Origin of the sequence: Pseudoalteromonas sp. CO109Y (assembly GCF_004208935.1) — a bacterium.
Lineage (GTDB): Bacteria > Pseudomonadota > Gammaproteobacteria > Enterobacterales > Alteromonadaceae > Pseudoalteromonas > Pseudoalteromonas shioyasakiensis.
In genome coordinates, this window is record NZ_SGPD01000043.1 from 20,092 (window position 1) to 37,522 (window position 17,431).

Consider the following 17,431-nt stretch of genomic DNA (forward strand, 5'->3'; position numbering starts at 1 on the left):
TATCATATTGTGCGCTATAGCTTCATATCTATCCTCAATTCCAAATTGAGTATATGTTTTGAACAAGAGCCTTCATTTTAATTTATTTAATTCAGTTCCTCAGATACACCAATCCGAAATAGCCGAATGTGGCCTTGCTTCAATGGCTATGGTGGCATGCTATCACGGCCACCAGCTTGATATGCCAGCCATGCGAAAGCGCTTTTCGGCGAATTTAAAGGGTATGAATTTACAGCAGCTAATTGAGCTGGGGGATAGCTTAGGATTAGCGAGTCGTGCGTTACAGTGTCCATTTGAAGAGGTACATAAACTTCAGACTCCTTGTATATTGCATTGGGATATGAATCACTTTGTAGTTTTGACTAAAGTTTCTGGGAAGGGGAAATCAGCTAAATTAGCGATTAATGATCCAGCCCTTGGGAAGCGGAATCTAAATAGCGAGGAATTTAGTAAGCACTTTACCGGTATTTGTTTGGAGCTCACGCCAACCAGTAAGTTTGAAGCTAAACAAGAACAGGCACGAATGAGGTTTAGTCAGCTTTGGAGTGCTGTTACTGGTCTAAAAACTGGCTTAATTAAATTAATTGTGCTGTCGCTGGTTTTACAGCTATTTGCTCTGATGACACCCTATTATATGCAGTGGGTCGTGGATGAAGTATTGGTGAGCTTTGATGAGTCTTTGCTCACAGTGCTTACGCTAGGCTTTGCATTCATTGCGATCATTTCAGTTATTACTAATGCAGTGCGGAGTTGGTTGATTTTAAGGCTTTCGAGTCTGCTAAACATGCAAATGGGGGTTAATCTATTACGTCATTTACTGCGCCTTCCTATGAACTACTTTGAATCCCGCCACATTGGCGATATTGTTTCCCGTTTTGGCTCACTAGCACAAATACGTGAGCGTATTACCACAGGGTTTGTAGAAACATTTGTTGATGGCGTTATGGCTATCACCGTATTGATTATGATGTTGATTTATTCACTTAAGTTGACAGCTGTTGTTGTAGGCGCAATTACCCTTTATACGCTTGTACGCTTAGTGTTGTATCGACCACTGCATCAAGCCACAGAAGAAATGATTCAAAACTCCGCTAAAGAGCAATCAAACTTTTTAGAAAACATTCGTGGTATGCAAACAATTAAATTGTTTGGTAATGAAGCGCAGCGCCAAGGTATTTGGCAAAACCGTTATGCTGAGGTAATAAATAGTGAAATACGTTTAGGGCGATTAAATATTAGTTTTGAGTCTTTTAATAAACTACTGTTTGGTCTTGAGAATGTAGTGGTTATTTACCTTGCTGCACTTTTGGTTATGAGTAATAGCTTATCTGTCGGTATGGTGTTGGCATTTATAGCCTATAAAAATCAGCTAACAAGTCGCTTTGCAAATTTCATCGAGCAAATTATTCAATTTAAAATGATGCGCTTACACCTTGACCGTATCGCTGATATTGCGCTTACTAAGCAAGAAGCGAATCGCGATGGTGACTTGACCTACAGAGGGAGTAGCGACAATAAAGTGAAAGGTCAGCTTAGCCTTGAAAATATCAGTTTTAGTTATAGCGATGATCAAGCACCTATTTTAAAAGATATAAATTTAACGCTAAATTCAGGCGAGTCTATTGCTATTACTGGCCCGTCTGGCGCGGGTAAAACGACGTTAATGAAAATCATGTTGGGTTTATTACAACCCACATCAGGCAAAGTGTTACTTGATGGCATGGATATTACCCAACTAGGCCTTAAAAATTACCGCAAACAAATAGCCGCAGTAATGCAAGATGACACGCTATTAGCTGGCTCAATCGCCGATAATATTAGCTTCTTTGACCCACAACCTAATTACTTAAAAATAGAACAGTGCGCTCGTCATGCAGCAATTCATAGTGATATTACTAAAATGACTATGGGTTATAACTCATTAGTGGGCGATATGGGTTCTAATTTATCCGGCGGACAACTTCAACGGTTATTACTTGCCAGAGCGCTGTACCAATCTCCCAGCGTCTTATTTTTGGATGAAGCAACTAGTCATTTAGATCAAGAGAACGAAGCAAAAATCAGTGAGCAAATTAAGCACCTAGAGATGACGCGAATAATGATTGCTCACAGGCAAGAGACTATCAATATGGCGGATAAAGTGTTTGAGTTACAAGGTGGAGCTTTAACAAGTACAGTAGCTCAAAATGAAACTGCGTAATCGAATGTGATTTTAGTAGCTTGTATTTTACAAGCTACTAAAGCAAAGGCTAGGCACGTTAAATTTTGTCGGAAACGGCCTAACCTATTAACAATCCGGCAAAAAATGCGAATACATGGAGAGTATATTATGCGTGAATTAACCACAATTGAAATTGAACTGGTTATTGGTGGAGTGTTATCGAATACAACAGTTAATGAAGGAGACTTTGAAAGGAAAGATAGGCCTGGGTTTGGCATGCCACACTTGCCTGTACCAACAGAAACTGATGATTGAGTTATTTTTTAGATAAGGAGTAATGTTCTCCTTATCTAAATATCATTTAAAGAATAGTAACCTGGTTAGTAACTATCACATGCTTAAGTGAGTAGCTTTTATTACGCGCTTATTTTTATGCTGAAATGACTAGATGAGTTTGCTCTACTATTAGCTATTGAAAGTTCTGTTTATGAAAAAATTTTTATTAATGTTCTTTATCACTTACATCATAACCAGAGTTGCTTTTTTTAGTTTTGATTTTTCTATTTCAAAAAGTAGCAGCTTGGTAGATTATTTTATCGATATATCTGCGTTTATTTTAGTGTACCTTGTTGTTTCTAAGATCGTTTGCTTTGTATTAAAAAGAGATAAAAGAAGCGATAGCAGTGATTCTAATTGTAAGTGATAGACTGTTGTTTTGGTAGAATGAAGCCCTCTTTTGGCGGTGATTGCAGACCGAATGAGAATTTTGGCTAGCTTTGACAAAAAACCGTTTTGAAGAGGGACTCTCGCTATGAGCTTTTGCCCCTCTCTAATAGGTGATGTTTATAAAGCTTTTTTAAGGGTAAAAACTCAGCATTAACGATATAAACACGCCGGTGATAATCAGCTGCACAAGACAAAAGCCCATGATGTCTTTTGCTTTTAAGCCGGCAATAGCAAGTACGGGGAGTGCCCAGAACGGCTGAATAAGGTTAGTCCAAGCATCGCCCCATGCGACAGCCATAGCAACCCGTGGCATATCCGCGCCAAGTGTTTGTGCGGCTGGAATGACAATCGGCGCTTGCACTGCCCATTGGCCGCCGCCTGACGGCACAAATATATTCACAAACCCTGCGCTTAAAAAGCTCCAAAAAGGCAGCGTTTCGGCTGTTGCAATGGCAATAAACCCTTCAGAGATTTGTTGAGCAAGTCCCGTTTTTACCATAATCGCCATGATCCCCGCATAAAATGGAAATTGAATCACAATGCCAGCGCCACTAGGGATTGCTTGCTGTAAGTTGCTAAGTAAATTATGCGGTGTTTGATGCAGTAAAATTGCGCTAAATAAGAAAATTGCGATCACGCTATTTAAGTTTAAGCCGCCTCCGTTAAGCACAAAGTAATAGAATAAATAGGCAAGACCAAAGGCACCTACCCCCATACCAAGCAAACGACTATGCTCTATTACTTCGGCGGGGCGGGTAGGTGTATCTGCTTGCTTTGATTCATCTTCAAGCTTTACAGGGTCAACATAAACACTGTCTTTTTCGCTCGGCAACATGTAGCGATTTACCAGCGGCATGATAATAAATAAGCCCACAACAATAGCGATATTAAATGCCGAAAAAATCGTGTTTTCGGTGCCTATTACCCCAATACTTTGCTCTGCAAAGTGGCCATCGGTTGCGATTGTTAGCGGCACTGAACCGGCTAAGCCGCCATGCCAAACAATAAAACCTGAATAGGCACTGGCCACTAACAAGCGGTAATCAACGCGGGTTTGTTTCGCAATTGCTTTGGCGAACAAAGCGCCAATCACTAAACCAAAGCCCCAATTTAGCCAGCTTGCCAATAAAGACACGAGCGTAACGAGTATGATCGCTTTAGCAGGGCTGTTGGCAAGAGTCGCGAGTTTGTTGAGTATACTGCGCATCACTGGGGTGCTCGCTAGCATGTAGCCCGTTAGCAGCACTAGCAGCATTTGCATGGCAAATTGTAATAGGTTCCAAAATCCATCACCCCAAGCCGCGAGCACTTGCGTGGGCGTTGACGGCGTAAAGAGGCTCGCAACGATAAAGCTCAGCAAGGTGAGTAATATAACAAATACAAACGGGTCGGGTAGATAACGCTCTACTAGTTTAGTGAATGGTTTGGCAACGCGATTTAGCATAGTTTTTATTGTTGTCGTCGAATCGATAATGCCAATAAATCATGATTAACGATGATTGGCAAATTGCGACGTCCTTGCTTTAGCTTATGCCTTTAAAAACTGATGCTAAATGCGCTTACTGTGAATCTTGCTCTAGCACGGCTTTTAAGCGGGCTTGAACTTCTTCTACTAACAGTATTGGCTGGAATTTTGATAAGAAGGCATTACAACCAACCTTCTCAACTAAAGCTTGGTTAAAGCTACCACTCAAAGATGTATTAAGCACAATATGTAGGTTCTTCATGCGGCTGTCGTTACGAATTTCGTGTGTTAAACGGTAGCCATCCATTGCTGGCATTTCAGCATCGGTGATCACCATGAGTAGCTCTTTCTCAACATCTTTGCCTTGATCAGCCCAGCCTTTTAGCATTTCGAGTGCTTCAAGTCCGTTACGAGCAGGTATGATTTCGATGCCAAGTTGCGACAAGGTATCGCTTACTTGCTTACGAGCCGTTGGGGAGTCATCGGCGTGAAGAATTTTGCGGCCTGCAAACTCGTTCACGATGCTTTTATCAAGAATGTCTTCAGATATTTGGACTTCGTACTCAACGATTTCGGCGAGCACCTTTTCTACGTCGATAATTTCAACCAGCTGCTCTTGGCCATCGCGTTTTACTTTCGTTAAGGCTGTTAGATAGTGATTTTTACCAATTGCCGTTGGCGGCGGCATGATATCTGACCATGTCATATTAATGATTTGATCAACTTTCCCAATTAAAAAGCCTTGCACGGTACGATTGTACTCGGTGATAACGAGGTTTGTATCTTCGATGTGTTTAGCTTCAGGCATGTTTATCGCTCTGCGCAAATCAATCACCGGAATTGATTCACCACGAATATTTACAACCCCAGAAACTTTAGGGTGGGCGTGGGGAATTTTGCTAATTTGCGGTAACTTCACCACTTCTTTAACTTTAAACACATTGAGAGCGAATAAGTGGCGACTGTGTAGGTAAAATAGTAAAAGCTCTAAGCGGTTTTCACCGACCAGTTGCGTACGCTTATCGACGGAAGCAAGAACACCTGACATATTTCACCCTAAACACCTAATACAGAGATAGTATAGTCTACTATCATTTTTCATCGACATGCATTAGTAATTTTCCATCAGTTGCCAAAATGCAAGCATTACAGTACCGTATCGATAATTTCCTCCACTATAAATCGCAAGGATCATGCATCATATATTTAATCGTTTAGTGGTACTTATTCGCAGTCACATTGATCAAGTAAGTTGGCAGGCTGTGGTATTTACTACGCTTTTGCATATGCTACTTATTTGGTGGCTGCTTATGCTTGCAGGAGAGCAAGCGCTCACACCACTTAGTACTTATTTTTATTATTATGTAGTAACTACATCTACAGTTGGCTATGGCGATTTTAGTGCAAGCACCGAGCTTGGCCGTTGGATTGTCGCATTATTGCAAATACCTTTTGGTTTAGCATTATTTGGCGTTCTGTTAGGAAAGACAGGGCAAACAGTAACTTATTTAATTAGGCGCGCTATGACGGGTGATAAAAGCTTCGCACATATAAACAATCACATTATTATCTTTGGTTGGCACGATACACGTACTAAAAAGATGGTTGACTATATATTGGCCGATCATAAACGCTTAGATCGTCGTATTTTATTGGCGGTTACTGAACAAATGGAACATCCGTTTTTAGCAAATCCTATGGTTGATTTTGCTCGTCTAAGTAGCTTTACTGACTTAGATGAGTTGAAAAGAATTGCCATTGATCGCGCCGACAAAATTATTATTGATGGCCAAGACGATGACCAAACGTTTACAACAGCCCTGCGCATTAGCAAGTTGGTCAATGAACAGTGCCACATTAGTGCACACTTTACTGATGAAACTAAAATCGAAATGCTACATGAGCATTGCCACAATGTAGAATGTAGCAGTGCTAAGTCAGCCGAGATCTTAGTGCGTTCAATGCAAGACCCAGGTTCAAGCCGCGTGCAGGAAGAGCTGTTATCGACACTACATGGGGATACTCAATTTAGTTTACCTATTCCAAAAGGCGTGCAAGCAATGGAATTTGGCAAGCTGTTTCATCACTTTAAATATAGTCATGATGCTATACTGCTGGGTGTCGCACATAATTTGAGTGCAAAAAATATGGACTTAAACCCGCCACTTGATTATGTAGTAAGTGAGGGAGATATTTTGCATTATATTGCTGCGGAGCGTGTTTTGAGTGACGAAGTTGATTGGTCTGCGTTGGTATAGTACCAATCCGCAATAATACTTTTAATTAAGCGAATTGGTATTTATGAACGAAGTTGTGTTTTTAATTATTGTACTCAGTGCCTACATTTTACCTGTGGTCATTGTGCTCAATAGTAAACGCACTCAAGGCCACGAAAAGAATGCTTGGTTAATAGGTATCATCTTCTTTTCGTGGTTAGCTTTGGTAATGTACTTAACAATCATCCCTAAACACGGGCGGGTCAAAAAGCACCGTAAAGTAAAACCTAAGGGTTAACTCTCCTCAAATTGACAGCTGCTGTGTCACTTCAACTGTTTTAGTTTATGATCTATCACAGGATCATCGGGTGAGAGTTGCTGCGCTACTTCTAAGACCTTAATAGCATCGTTTGGGTGCTCATCTTGATGCTTGATTGCAACATCAATCAGCGGTTGCACATCAATCGCATCTTTTTGCTCTTGCATATGCTCAGCTTTTTCTTCAGCTAAAATTGTATGGGCGGTGCTTAGTAAGGCTAAACGATGTGGCGAACTCTTGTTTGCCTTATTTAGACGACGATAATAATCTTCTTTAAAGCGCAGCGTTTTGGTTTGCTGGCGGAATTGGGCTATATCAACTTGCTGGTGGCTAATAAAATCAACAGCAACATCTTTATAAAAGCCAAACTTATTTAAATATGTTGCATGAACACTATGGCCCATACCAAACACGCGTAAGTGGGTTAGTTGTGGGTAACGTTTAGCATGAGCTCGGTCGATGCGATTCGTTGGGTCGTAAATAATATAACCCTTTGCATGGCCTAAATCTAAATCGTGGTAGTCACCGTTCCAATCAAATTTTTGCGCGATGTCGGTACTTGAACGGTCATCCCATGGCGCTTTTTCTTTATTTTTTGTGCTAACAGGGTGAAAGAGCAAGACTTTATCAAGCTTTAATAGATTGGCAAAGGCACCAACGGCAAAGCCTCCTCGACTCAAACCATAACCTAATCGCTCTTTGAACCCGCCAATCAGTGGTGCTAGCTGCTCAATGAAAAACAACAGATTACGGTGCCTAAACCAGTTGCTAATGCCTAAATGTTGAAAAGCGATAATATTCACATCCTGCTTTTTCGCGAGCTTATAAGCCCAAGGCGAAAAATCATCAGTAATATCATGTTCTTGATAATTTGTTCCAGCAGGAGAGAAGGTAATTAGCAGGGGCTTATTGGCATCAATGATATGATATTTCACATAAACGTCGCCGAGCAAATCACCGTCAGTCATAGGAACACGGCTTTGTTGCTCATCGCGTGGGAGATTGGTCCATTCCTCTAACCAATACAATAATTTCATACATCCCCCCTTAGTACCTCTAAAATAAAGGGGCGAAATTATAGCAAAAATAGCAGCTCATTAAAAATGGCCGCTACTTTATATGCTTAGCCCTCGCTCATTGCGATGATCTGTTGCCAGTCATGTTCAGTTACAGGCATTACTGATAATCGGCCGCCTTTTTTAAGGGCAATTTCGGTGATTGCATCATTGGCTTTAATCGCTTGCAGGCTAACAAGCTTTTTAAGGTGTGCTTGATATTGCACATCGACCACAAACCAGCGCGGGTTATCAGCAGTTGCTTTGGCATCGTAGTAATCGCTATTTAAATCAAACTGTGTTGGGTCGGCATAAGCTTCGCGAGTCACCGTAGCGATACCTGCAACACCCACTTGCTTACAACTTGAATGATAAATCATTACCAAGTCACCATGCTTGATACCATCGCGAAGAAAGTTGCGGGCTTGATAATTACGCACGCCATCCCACATAGAGGTTTGCTCAGGTGCGTTTTTTAGATCATCAATTGAAAATGCATCGGGTTCGGTTTTAAAAAGCCAATAAGCCATAATGAGGTGCTCTTACAAAGATTTACTTCCAATTAGTCTATAGTATCATTAAACGCTTGTCGGGATTGAGGATAAATAAATGAGCCAAGTATTAGATGACCTACTGTCATTAATGTCGTTAGAAGAGATTGAGCAAGGCTTGTATCGCGGGCAAAGCCAAGATTTAGGATTTAGAGCTGTATTCGGTGGCCAAGTAATGGGCCAAGCTCTATCTGCCGCAAAAGAAACATTACCACAAGGGCGTATTGTTCACTCTTTACACTCTTACTTTTTGCGCCCAGGTGATGCTGCAAAGCCGATTGTCTATGATGTAGAGAATATACGTGATGGTAAAAGTTTTAGTACTCGCCGTGTAAAAGCAATTCAATATGGTAAGCCGATTTTTTACATGACCGCTTCTTTCCAAGGTGAAGAAGAGGGCTTATCACATCAAGCGCAGATGCCTGATGTACCACAGCCTGAAGAATTAAAGTCATCGCTTGAATTTTACCAAGCAAATGCAGAGCTTATTCCTGAACCAATTCGAAATAAGTTCATCCGAGAAGTACCAATTGAAATGCGCCCTGTGACTTTTCATAATCCATTCAAACCACAAGTGATGGAGCCCGTTAAGCATATTTGGTTTAAAGCTAATGGCGAGATGCCTGACGATCAGCGTATTCATAATTACTTACTTGCGTACGCATCTGACTTTGAATTTTTACCAACTGCATTACAGCCGCACGGCGTATCGTTTATGCAGCCGAATATGCAGGTTGCAACGATTGACCATGCAATGTGGTTTCACCGCCCGTTTAGACTAGACGATTGGATTTTATATTCGATTGATAGCCCAAGTGCGAGCTCTGGTCGTGGTTTGGTGCGAGGTCAGTTCTTTGACCGTCAAGGCAATTTGGTTGCCTCAACGATCCAAGAAGGGGTTATGCGTCAGCGTTAATCTTTTACGTGCTGAGCTTGGCTTTGCACTATATCGTCAATTGACTGCCAGACCCGTGCTGGCAGCAATGCTTTAAGATATAAATACACTTCGCACAGCTCATTGCTACCCGTTAAGCCTTGCTCTGTTTCGGTAATTAGCTTTTGCTCTCGCAAGCTTGAAATAAAACCAATAAGTACTTTTTTGTCGAAGAACTCTGGGGTTTTAATGCCGTGCAAGGTGCCTAAGCGCTCTGCTAACACTTGGCTTTCATGTTCAAGTTCTTCACGCTCAATACCACTGCTAGTTTGAATAAAGCCAACCACGATAGCGTAGCGTTGCAGTGTTAAGCTTAGGGCGCGACCGAGCATTTCGAGTTTCGCTAAGCAATCGTTGCTGTTAGTGATCTTGATATTATCGCCATCAATTTCAATCAGGTCTTGATCAACGAAACTAGCGAGAACACGCGTAATGTAGTTTTCATCTAACTCATGCAAGAACCACTCTTTGGCAAACAGTGGGTAAAAACGTGCAATCAAGGCTTGGCAATCAGCCATGGTAGTTTGATGTGCTTTGAATAAATGCAGCGCCAATAAGCTAGGTACAGCAAATAAGTGCAACACGTTATTACGGTAGTAGTTGAATAGTGTTTTTTCTTTATCGTTAATCGCGATAATTTCGCCAAACTCATCACTGATCACATCAAACTTATTAAGTTTAAGTGCATGCTCTAGCAGCTGCTCGGCGCTTTCGTCTGGTGTGGTCACCTTTTCGCTGTAGCTTGCGCTTCGCTGTAAATGTAAATAAAACTCAAGCTGAGCAATCAGCTTAGGTTTACTTAACGCGTGTTTATCATTTACCAGTAATATCATCGCAAGTAGATTCACTGCATTGAGTGCAGCGGCGCTATTAATATTAACCATTACCTTATCAGCGAGGTTAGCGACTTGTGGCCCAAGCCATTGTGGTTTCTGAACATCAGTTGGGTGAATCGACTCTCGCCAATCAGGTTGTTGATCATTGAGATATTGGTTTATCGATATAGGGTCGCCAAAGTTTAAATAACCACGACCATAGTTTTTAAGGTTTTTAATTGCCTTAAAGATACCTAATACCGACTCACCTTTTTTATCGTTACCGGCAAGCTCTTTTAAGTAAGTATTAATTTCCATTACGTGCTCATAACCAATGTATACAGGCACAATCGAAATAGGGCGGTCTATGCCACGTAACATGGCTTGTAATGTCATGGCGAGCATACCTGTTTTTGGCGGTAACAAGCGACCAGTACGGCTACGACCACCTTCAGTGTAAAACTTTACTGAATAGCCTTTGATAAATAACTGGCTCAGGTACTCTTTAAATACTGACGAATACAATTTATTGCCCGCGAATGAGCGGCGAATAAAGAAAGCACCACTGCGACGGAAAATCCCCCCTGCCGGGAAGAAGTTTAAGTTGATACCGGCAGCGATATGTGGCGGAACTAAGCCTAAATGGTAAATAGAATAGGTCAGCAATAAGTAATCCATATGCGATCGGTGACATGGCATATAAATAATCTCGTGGCCTTTATCTGTAAGCTCATGCACCTGCTCAGAAAACTTAATATCAATCCCGTTATAAAGCTTATTCCACAGCCAAGTTAAAATACGGTCTGCAACACGAATGGTGGCATCGCTATAATTGGCGGCAATCTCATCAAGTAGCTTCAGCGCATTTTGGCGAGCTTGCTCTTGGCTGATGTTTTTTTCTTTCGCTTCTATTTGAATTGCTTTTTTTATTGTTGGTGAGGCAAGTAGCGAATTAAATAGCTGCTCACGTGATGGCATTTTCGGGCCTGTCGCTGCCAATTTTTGACGACGAAAGTGCACGCGGGCTACACGTAATAGTTTATGCGGTAGCTCATCAACCTCAGCTTTTTCATTGACCAATAAAGATAAATCGAGTGGCTGACTAAAGCGAATAAAGTTATCGCGCCCAGAAAATAGCAACACAAAGAACTTACGAAACCAGCTGGGTGTTAATGAATGAGACACCAAAGTACCTAAACCAGGCTTTTCTTTGCCTGGGTTTCGGCCCCATAAAATAGTCACCGGGATCACTTGGACGTTTTTCTCACCTGATTGCATCAGGTGGTCAATAATTTGTTTGCCTTGCTGCAGGGCATTGCTTGGTTTGCTTTTGTTACCAAATAGCGGTGGTGGGTTTTGAATACCGATAAAGCGATCAAGCTCTGCATTACCTAATAACTGCTCTTCGGTCGGGTTAGGTAAGCCGTATTTTTTACATACCCTTGCCAGTGCCGCTAAATCAGAGCGTGCATTTAGCCTAACAATATAAAAAGTAGGGTTGGCTGGGTTTAGATTGTATTGTTCAATCGGATTTTCTGGCAGCACCTTACTTTTTACAAACAAGCGGTTCATACCGGCAGAAATGAAATTTAAACAACGATTAATGATACGCATCAACTCACCAAAGTTATTAGTAGATATTAAATAGACCGAGTCTGGTCAAAAATAAGCGGCATAGAATAACAATTATTAACTGGACTGACCATTTAAAAGCGATTTTCTAGCCTCTTTACTCGCACAAGTATAATTTAAAGACGCTAATGTTATTGATAAAGTTCGAAAATTAAACAAAATTTAATTTAGACCTTTGAGATTTTCAAAATAGTTGTTGCATTTATCACCAATCTATCTATAATACGCAGGCTTTCAAAATTCCCTCGGGAACTTGGAAGGAAAGATTAAGCTTGGATTTCAAGCTAATAAACAGGAATTCCGATTTGGAATTCATCGTAGATATAAGAAAGCAGCCGACATCTTAGTTATTAAGATTGTTTCGGTCGTTTTTTTATGCTCTTTTTAAATGCTCTTTACATTGAGGTTTAAGAATGTCAAATCAACGCATTCGTATTCGCCTAAAAGCTTTTGACCACCGTTTGATTGACCAATCAACGGCGGAAATCGTGGAAACTGCGAAACGCACTGGCGCACAAGTACGTGGTCCAATCCCACTACCTACACGCTTTGAACGTTTTACTGTACTAACTTCACCGCACGTTAACAAAGACGCGCGTGATCAGTACGAAATCCGCACCCATAAACGTCTGATCGACATCGTAGAACCAACTGACAAGACTGTTGACGCTCTAATGCGTTTAGATCTTGCTGCTGGTGTTGATGTTCAAATCAGCCTGGGTTAATCGGAAGATTAGAGAGGTTTTAGGAAAATGGCATTAGGTCTAGTCGGTCGTAAAGTGGGTATGACACGTATCTTCACTGAAGATGGTGTATCTATCCCTGTGACAGTTATCGAAGCGACACCTAACCGCATTGCTCAGATCAAATCTGAAGCAACTGACGGTTATAACGCGCTTCAAGTAACCGCAGGCACTAAAAAAGCAAGCCGTGTAAACAAAGCTGCAGCGGGTCACTTCGCTAAAGCTGGTGTTGAAGCGGGTCGCGGTCTGTGGGAATTCCGCCTAAATGGTGGTGAAGGCGATTTTGAAGTAGGCGCTGAGCTTACTGTTGAATTATTCAACGAAATCAACAAAGTTGACGTAACCGGTACTTCTAAAGGTAAAGGTTTCCAAGGTGGTGTTAAGCGCTGGAACTTCAGCATGCAAGACGCTACTCACGGTAACTCTCTATCTCACCGTGCTCCTGGTTCAATCGGTCAAAACCAATCACCTGGTAAGGTGTTTAAAGGTAAGAAAATGGCCGGTCACATGGGTGCTGAGCGTGTAACGACTCAAAACTTAGAACTAGTTCGCGTTGACGCTGAGCGTAACCTGCTTTTAGTTAAAGGTGCAGTACCTGGCGCTATCGGCGGTGACGTTATCGTTAAACCAGCTGTTAAAGCATAAGTCCTGGAGATTTAGTGATGGAATTAGCAATTAAAGACGCTTCTGGCGCTCTTGAAGTTTCTGAAGCTACTTTTGGACGTGAGTTTAACGAAGCATTAGTACACCAAGTAGTTGTTGCTTACGCAGCAGGTGCTCGTCAAGGTACTCGTGCTCAGAAGACACGTTCTGAAGTAAGCGGTGGTGGTAAAAAACCATGGTCTCAAAAAGGTACTGGCCGTGCACGTGCTGGTACAATTCGTAGCCCAATTTGGCGTTCAGGTGGCGTTAGCTTCGCAGCTAAACCACAAGATCACAGCCAAAAAGTAAACCGTAAAATGTACCGCGGTGCGATCAAAAGCATCTTATCTGAATTAGTTCGTCAAGAGCGTTTAATCGTTGTTGAGCAGTTTGGTCTTGAAGCACCAAAAACTAAAGAACTAGTTGCTAAGCTTAAAGAACTTGAGCTTAAAGATGTTCTAATCGTGACTGAAGAAGTAGATGAGAATCTTTTCTTATCGGCACGTAACCTATACAAGGTTGACACGCGTGATGTAGCTGGTATCGATCCTGTAAGCCTAATCGCTTTCGATAAGGTACTTATTACAGCTGCTGCTGTTAAGCAACTTGAGGAGGCGCTAGCATGATCCGTGAAGAACGTCTTTTAAAAGTGATCCTTGCTCCACACATCTCTGAGAAAAGCACTATCGCTGCTGAAGAGAACAACACGATTGTTTTCAAAGTAGCTTCTGATGCAACTAAAGCTGAAATCAAAGCTGCAGCAGAAAAGCTTTTTGAAGTAGAAGTAACTGGTGTTCGCACACTAAACGTTAAGGGTAAAACAAAACGTACTGGCATGCGTTTCGGTCGTCGTTCAGACTGGAAGAAAGCTTACGTTACTCTTAAAGAAGGTAGCGAGCTAGACTTTGTCGGCGGCGCCGAGTAATAAGGGGAGTTAGAATTATGGCACTTCAAAAGTGTAAACCAACTTCTGCGGGTCGTCGTCACCTGGTTAAAGTGGTTAACCCAGATCTACATAAGGGTAAACCTTACGCACCACTACTAGAGAAAAACTCTAAGTCTGGTGGTCGTAATAACAAAGGTCGTATCACGGTTCGTCACATCGGTGGTGGTCATAAGCATCATTACCGTGTAATCGACTTTAAACGCACTAAAGATGGCATTCCAGCTGTTGTTGAGCGTCTAGAGTATGATCCAAACCGTAGCGCAAACATCGCTCTTGTATTATATGCAGACGGTGAGCGTCGTTACATTATTGCACCTAAAGGCTTAAAAGCTGGTGATTCAATCCAATCTGGTATTGATGCACCAATCAAAGCTGGTAACACGTTACCAATGCGTAACATGCCTGTAGGTTCGACTGTTCACAACGTAGAATTAAAACCAGGTAAAGGCGCGCAAATCGCACGTTCTGCTGGTGCATACGTTCAAATCCTTGCTCGTGAAGGTCAATACGTAACTCTACGTCTTCGTTCTGGCGAAGTTCGTAAAGTTCCAGCTGACTGTCGCGCAACACTTGGTGAAGTAGGCAATGCTGAGCATATGCTTCGTTCACTAGGTAAAGCTGGTGCAAATCGCTGGCGTGGTATCCGTCCGACAGTTCGTGGTGTTGCCATGAACCCGGTAGATCACCCGCACGGTGGTGGTGAAGGTCGTACATCTGGTGGTCGTCATCCTGTGTCTCCATGGGGTAAGCCGACTAAAGGTGCTAAGACACGTAAGAACAAGCGTACTGATAAATTTATCGTACGTCGTCGTACTAAATAATAGTTGAGGAATAGCCATGCCACGTTCTCTCAAGAAAGGTCCTTTTATTGACCTACACTTGCTGAAGAAGGTAGAGAAAGCGTTGGAAAGCGGTGACAAGAAGCCAATTAAAACTTGGAGCCGTCGTTCAATGATCATACCTAACATGATCGGATTGACCATCGCTGTCCATAATGGTCGTCAGCACGTTCCTGTGTTCATCACAGACGAAATGATCGGTCACAAACTAGGTGAATTTGCACCAACTCGCACTTACCGCGGTCACGCTGCGGATAAGAAAGCGAAGAAACGTTAAGAGGGGAATGATAAATGCAAGCATTAGCTAAACATAAATTCGCCTCTGGTTCGGCGCAAAAAGCACGTCTAGTTGCAGATCAGATCCGCGGACTTCCGGTTGATCGCGCTCTAGAAATCCTGGCGTACAGCCCTAAAAAAGCGGCTGTATTAGTTAAAAAAGTACTTGAGTCTGCTATTGCTAACGCAGAGCATAACGAAGGTGCTGACATTGATGAGCTTCGTGTAACTACGATCTTTGTGGACGATGGTCCAACAATGAAGCGTATTATGCCACGTGCTAAAGGACGCGCAGACCGCATCCTTAAGCGTACAAGCCACATCACTGTTGTGGTTTCAGATAGCTAGGAGTATAAGTAATGGGACAAAAAGTTCATCCTACTGGTATTCGCCTAGGTATCTCTAAACCTTGGGTTTCTACCTGGTACGCGAATTCAAAAGATTTCTCTGATCAGCTTTTTGGCGATCACAAAGTACGTACTTTCCTTACTAAGGAATTAAAAGCGGCTTCTGTGTCTAAAATCGTTATCGAGCGTCCAGCTAAATCTATCCGTGTAACAATTCACACAGCTCGTCCTGGTGTTGTTATCGGTAAAAAAGGCGAAGACGTTGAAAAACTACGTCAAGCAGTAACTAAGATTGCAGGTGTTCCGGCTCAGATTAATATCGCTGAAGTTCGTAAGCCTGAACTTGATGCACAACTAGTAGCTGACGGTATTGCGTCACAGCTAGAGCGTCGTGTTATGTTCCGTCGCGCTATGAAGCGTTCGGTACAAAATGCAATGCGCATTGGTGCAAAGGGTATCAAAGTTGAAGTTAGCGGTCGTCTTGGCGGTGCTGAGATCGCACGTTCAGAATGGTATCGTGAAGGTCGTGTACCTCTACATACTCTTCGTGCTGATATCGACTACGCAACTTCTGAAGCCTTAACCACTTATGGTATCATTGGTGTTAAAGTTTGGATCTTCAAAGGCGAAGTTATTGGTGGTTTACCACTAGTACAAGAGCAAGAGAAGCCAGCTAAACGCGCGCCAAAGAAAGCCAAAAAAAGTGCTAAGTAGAGGTAGCGAGTAATGTTACAGCCAAAACGTACAAAATTCCGTAAAATGCACAAAGGCCGCAACCGCGGTTTAGCGCAAAACGGTAACAAAGTAAGCTTCGGTACTTTCGGTTTGAAAGCTACTGGCCGTGGCCGTATGACTGCTCGTCAAATCGAAGCAGCTCGTCGTGCTATGACACGTCACGTAAAGCGTCAAGGTAAAATCTGGATTCGTGTATTCCCAGATAAGCCAATTACGAACAAACCATTAGAAGTTCGTATGGGTAAAGGTAAAGGTTCTGTTGAATATTGGGTTGCTGAAATTCAACCTGGTAAAGTACTTTACGAAATGGAAGGTGTTTCTGAAGAGCTTGCTCGTGAAGCATTTAACCTTGCAGCGCGTAAATTACCATTCACAACAACTTTCGTAACTCGGACGGTGATGTAATGAAAGCTAGCGAACTAAAAGACAAAAGCGTAGAAGAGCTAAATGCTGAACTTCTAGGACTTCTTCGTGAGCAGTTCAACCTGCGCATGCAAGCAAGCACTGGTCAGTTAGCTCAGACACACACGCTAAGAACAGTACGTCGCGATATCGCGCGTGTAAAAACAGTTATTAACCAGAAGGCAGGTCAATAATGAGCGATAAAATCCGTACTCTTCAAGGCCGTGTAATCAGCGACAAGATGGATAAATCTTTCACTGTTGCTATCGCACGTTACGTGAAGCATCCAGTATATGGAAAATTCATCAAACGTACGACTAAACTACACGTACATGACGAAAACAACACAGCTCAAACTGGTGACGTAGTTACTATTTCTGAGTGTGCTCCTATTTCTAAGACTAAGTCTTGGACTTTAGTAGACGTTGTTGAGCGTCCAAAGAAAGCTTAATTTTTAATTAAGTTTCCTTACTAAAAAGCCCCGGCATCTGCTGGGGCTTTTTGTTTTTAAAAATAGCTGGAAGCTTTCAGCTGTCAGACGTCAGATTAGATCGAGAAGGGGCTTTCATTTCAGTGTAAGAAAACAAAAATCATAGTTGCTATAGGTTAAACGGGATTTAGTTTGTC

At 42.2% G+C, this 17,431-nt stretch carries 21 protein-coding genes; 16 read left to right on the forward strand and 5 right to left on the reverse strand.

Annotated features, from left to right (window positions below; all coding sequences use genetic code 11):
* Positions 1-58: 58 nt before the first annotated feature.
* Both EXT43_RS20035 and EXT43_RS20745 read left to right on the forward strand, forming a co-directional pair.
* The gene (locus EXT43_RS20035) at positions 59-2,200 is read left to right on the forward strand and encodes a peptidase domain-containing ABC transporter (protein WP_130167777.1); all 2,142 of its coding nucleotides are present in this window, start codon (positions 59-61) and stop codon (positions 2,198-2,200) included.
* Positions 2,201-2,329: 129 nt separating this feature from the next.
* Entirely contained in the window at positions 2,330-2,476 is a 147-nt protein-coding gene (locus tag EXT43_RS20745) for a hypothetical protein (protein ID WP_161805755.1), read from the forward strand.
* A 541-nt stretch (positions 2,477-3,017) separates the two neighbouring features.
* Here the strand turns inward: EXT43_RS20745 and EXT43_RS20040 are convergent.
* Both EXT43_RS20040 and EXT43_RS20045 read right to left on the reverse strand, forming a co-directional pair.
* Positions 3,018-4,331, reverse strand: coding sequence for a short-chain fatty acid transporter (locus EXT43_RS20040; RefSeq protein ID WP_130167778.1), 1,314 nt, complete (start codon positions 4,329-4,331; stop codon positions 3,018-3,020).
* Between the two features lie 115 nt (positions 4,332-4,446).
* A complete protein-coding gene (locus EXT43_RS20045) occupies positions 4,447-5,400 on the reverse strand; it encodes a chemotaxis protein CheV (RefSeq protein ID WP_062564690.1) in 954 nt (317 codons plus the stop codon).
* 145 nt (positions 5,401-5,545) lie between these two features.
* Here EXT43_RS20045 and EXT43_RS20050 point away from each other — a divergent pair, with 145 nt between their 5' ends.
* Both EXT43_RS20050 and EXT43_RS20055 read left to right on the forward strand, forming a co-directional pair.
* Positions 5,546-6,610 (forward strand): potassium channel family protein, encoded by a 1,065-nt coding sequence (locus EXT43_RS20050; protein ID WP_054563927.1) that lies wholly within the window; start codon positions 5,546-5,548, stop codon positions 6,608-6,610.
* A 43-nt stretch (positions 6,611-6,653) separates the two neighbouring features.
* The gene (locus EXT43_RS20055) at positions 6,654-6,866 is read left to right on the forward strand and encodes a hypothetical protein (protein WP_054563926.1); all 213 of its coding nucleotides are present in this window, start codon (positions 6,654-6,656) and stop codon (positions 6,864-6,866) included.
* Positions 6,867-6,892: 26 nt separating this feature from the next.
* On the opposite strand, the gene EXT43_RS20060 is transcribed toward EXT43_RS20055, so the two are convergent.
* On the reverse strand, positions 6,893-7,924 hold the full coding sequence (locus tag EXT43_RS20060) for a cytosolic protein (protein ID WP_130167779.1): 1,032 nt from the start codon (positions 7,922-7,924) through the stop codon (positions 6,893-6,895).
* An 86-nt stretch (positions 7,925-8,010) separates the two neighbouring features.
* Positions 8,011-8,472: an EVE domain-containing protein gene (locus EXT43_RS20065; protein WP_130167780.1), complete on the reverse strand. Its 462-nt coding sequence runs from the start codon at positions 8,470-8,472 to the stop codon at positions 8,011-8,013.
* Between the two features lie 79 nt (positions 8,473-8,551).
* On the opposite strand from EXT43_RS20065, the gene tesB reads away from it, so the two are divergent.
* On the forward strand, positions 8,552-9,409 hold the full coding sequence (gene tesB, locus EXT43_RS20070) for an acyl-CoA thioesterase II (RefSeq protein ID WP_054552365.1): 858 nt from the start codon (positions 8,552-8,554) through the stop codon (positions 9,407-9,409).
* On the opposite strand, the gene plsB is transcribed toward tesB, so the two are convergent.
* The gene (plsB, locus tag EXT43_RS20075) at positions 9,406-11,856 is read right to left on the reverse strand and encodes a glycerol-3-phosphate 1-O-acyltransferase PlsB (RefSeq protein ID WP_062564692.1); all 2,451 of its coding nucleotides are present in this window, start codon (positions 11,854-11,856) and stop codon (positions 9,406-9,408) included. The genes tesB and plsB overlap by 4 nt on opposite strands.
* Before the next feature lie 431 nt (positions 11,857-12,287).
* Here plsB and rpsJ point away from each other — a divergent pair, with 431 nt between their 5' ends.
* The 11 genes from rpsJ to rpsQ are packed head-to-tail and all read left to right on the forward strand — an operon-like array spanning position 12,288 to position 17,255.
* Positions 12,288-12,599: a 30S ribosomal protein S10 gene (gene rpsJ / locus EXT43_RS20080; protein ID WP_002957900.1), complete on the forward strand. Its 312-nt coding sequence runs from the start codon at positions 12,288-12,290 to the stop codon at positions 12,597-12,599.
* A gap of 27 nt (positions 12,600-12,626) precedes the next feature.
* Positions 12,627-13,262 (forward strand): 50S ribosomal protein L3, encoded by a 636-nt coding sequence (rplC, locus tag EXT43_RS20085; protein WP_036974218.1) that lies wholly within the window; start codon positions 12,627-12,629, stop codon positions 13,260-13,262.
* Positions 13,263-13,279: 17 nt separating this feature from the next.
* Positions 13,280-13,885, forward strand: coding sequence for a 50S ribosomal protein L4 (gene rplD / locus EXT43_RS20090; RefSeq protein ID WP_062568199.1), 606 nt, complete (start codon positions 13,280-13,282; stop codon positions 13,883-13,885).
* A complete protein-coding gene (rplW, locus tag EXT43_RS20095) occupies positions 13,882-14,184 on the forward strand; it encodes a 50S ribosomal protein L23 (protein WP_054552368.1) in 303 nt (100 codons plus the stop codon). The genes rplD and rplW overlap by 4 nt, the downstream gene beginning before the upstream one ends.
* Positions 14,185-14,201: 17 nt before the next feature.
* Entirely contained in the window at positions 14,202-15,026 is an 825-nt protein-coding gene (rplB, locus tag EXT43_RS20100; protein ID WP_054552369.1) for a 50S ribosomal protein L2, read from the forward strand.
* 16 nt (positions 15,027-15,042) lie between these two features.
* Entirely contained in the window at positions 15,043-15,321 is a 279-nt protein-coding gene (gene rpsS / locus EXT43_RS20105) for a 30S ribosomal protein S19 (protein ID WP_010376377.1), read from the forward strand.
* Positions 15,322-15,335: 14 nt separating this feature from the next.
* Positions 15,336-15,668: a 50S ribosomal protein L22 gene (gene rplV, locus EXT43_RS20110; RefSeq protein WP_004588690.1), complete on the forward strand. Its 333-nt coding sequence runs from the start codon at positions 15,336-15,338 to the stop codon at positions 15,666-15,668.
* Positions 15,669-15,679: 11 nt separating this feature from the next.
* Positions 15,680-16,381, forward strand: a complete 702-nt coding sequence (gene rpsC, locus EXT43_RS20115) for a 30S ribosomal protein S3 (RefSeq protein ID WP_054552370.1) — start codon at positions 15,680-15,682, stop codon at positions 16,379-16,381.
* A gap of 12 nt (positions 16,382-16,393) precedes the next feature.
* On the forward strand, positions 16,394-16,807 hold the full coding sequence (rplP, locus tag EXT43_RS20120; protein ID WP_036974208.1) for a 50S ribosomal protein L16: 414 nt from the start codon (positions 16,394-16,396) through the stop codon (positions 16,805-16,807).
* Entirely contained in the window at positions 16,807-16,998 is a 192-nt protein-coding gene (gene rpmC / locus EXT43_RS20125) for a 50S ribosomal protein L29 (RefSeq protein ID WP_054552371.1), read from the forward strand. The genes rplP and rpmC overlap by 1 nt, the downstream gene beginning before the upstream one ends.
* Entirely contained in the window at positions 16,998-17,255 is a 258-nt protein-coding gene (gene rpsQ / locus EXT43_RS20130; RefSeq protein WP_054552372.1) for a 30S ribosomal protein S17, read from the forward strand. The genes rpmC and rpsQ overlap by 1 nt, the downstream gene beginning before the upstream one ends.
* The last annotated feature ends 176 nt before the right edge of the window (positions 17,256-17,431 follow it).

Coding starts and splice junctions, on each gene's coding strand:
- rplV (WP_004588690.1), top strand. CDS start 15,336: ATGCAAGCATTAGCTAAACATAAATTCGCCTCTGGTTCGGCGCAAAAA.
- rpsC (WP_054552370.1), top strand. CDS start 15,680: ATGGGACAAAAAGTTCATCCTACTGGTATTCGCCTAGGTATCTCTAAA.
- rplW (WP_054552368.1), top strand. CDS start 13,882: ATGATCCGTGAAGAACGTCTTTTAAAAGTGATCCTTGCTCCACACATC.
- EXT43_RS20065 (WP_130167780.1), bottom strand. CDS start 8,472: ATGGCTTATTGGCTTTTTAAAACCGAACCCGATGCATTTTCAATTGAT.
- rplC (WP_036974218.1), top strand. CDS start 12,627: ATGGCATTAGGTCTAGTCGGTCGTAAAGTGGGTATGACACGTATCTTC.
- EXT43_RS20040 (WP_130167778.1), bottom strand. CDS start 4,331: ATGCTAAATCGCGTTGCCAAACCATTCACTAAACTAGTAGAGCGTTAT.
- EXT43_RS20050 (WP_054563927.1), top strand. CDS start 5,546: ATGCATCATATATTTAATCGTTTAGTGGTACTTATTCGCAGTCACATT.
- EXT43_RS20045 (WP_062564690.1), bottom strand. CDS start 5,400: ATGTCAGGTGTTCTTGCTTCCGTCGATAAGCGTACGCAACTGGTCGGT.
- rpmC (WP_054552371.1), top strand. CDS start 16,807: ATGAAAGCTAGCGAACTAAAAGACAAAAGCGTAGAAGAGCTAAATGCT.
- rpsQ (WP_054552372.1), top strand. CDS start 16,998: ATGAGCGATAAAATCCGTACTCTTCAAGGCCGTGTAATCAGCGACAAG.
- EXT43_RS20055 (WP_054563926.1), top strand. CDS start 6,654: ATGAACGAAGTTGTGTTTTTAATTATTGTACTCAGTGCCTACATTTTA.
- EXT43_RS20060 (WP_130167779.1), bottom strand. CDS start 7,924: ATGAAATTATTGTATTGGTTAGAGGAATGGACCAATCTCCCACGCGAT.
- rpsS (WP_010376377.1), top strand. CDS start 15,043: ATGCCACGTTCTCTCAAGAAAGGTCCTTTTATTGACCTACACTTGCTG.
- rplB (WP_054552369.1), top strand. CDS start 14,202: ATGGCACTTCAAAAGTGTAAACCAACTTCTGCGGGTCGTCGTCACCTG.
- EXT43_RS20745 (WP_161805755.1), top strand. CDS start 2,330: ATGCGTGAATTAACCACAATTGAAATTGAACTGGTTATTGGTGGAGTG.
- tesB (WP_054552365.1), top strand. CDS start 8,552: ATGAGCCAAGTATTAGATGACCTACTGTCATTAATGTCGTTAGAAGAG.
- rpsJ (WP_002957900.1), top strand. CDS start 12,288: ATGTCAAATCAACGCATTCGTATTCGCCTAAAAGCTTTTGACCACCGT.
- rplD (WP_062568199.1), top strand. CDS start 13,280: ATGGAATTAGCAATTAAAGACGCTTCTGGCGCTCTTGAAGTTTCTGAA.
- plsB (WP_062564692.1), bottom strand. CDS start 11,856: ATGCGTATCATTAATCGTTGTTTAAATTTCATTTCTGCCGGTATGAAC.
- rplP (WP_036974208.1), top strand. CDS start 16,394: ATGTTACAGCCAAAACGTACAAAATTCCGTAAAATGCACAAAGGCCGC.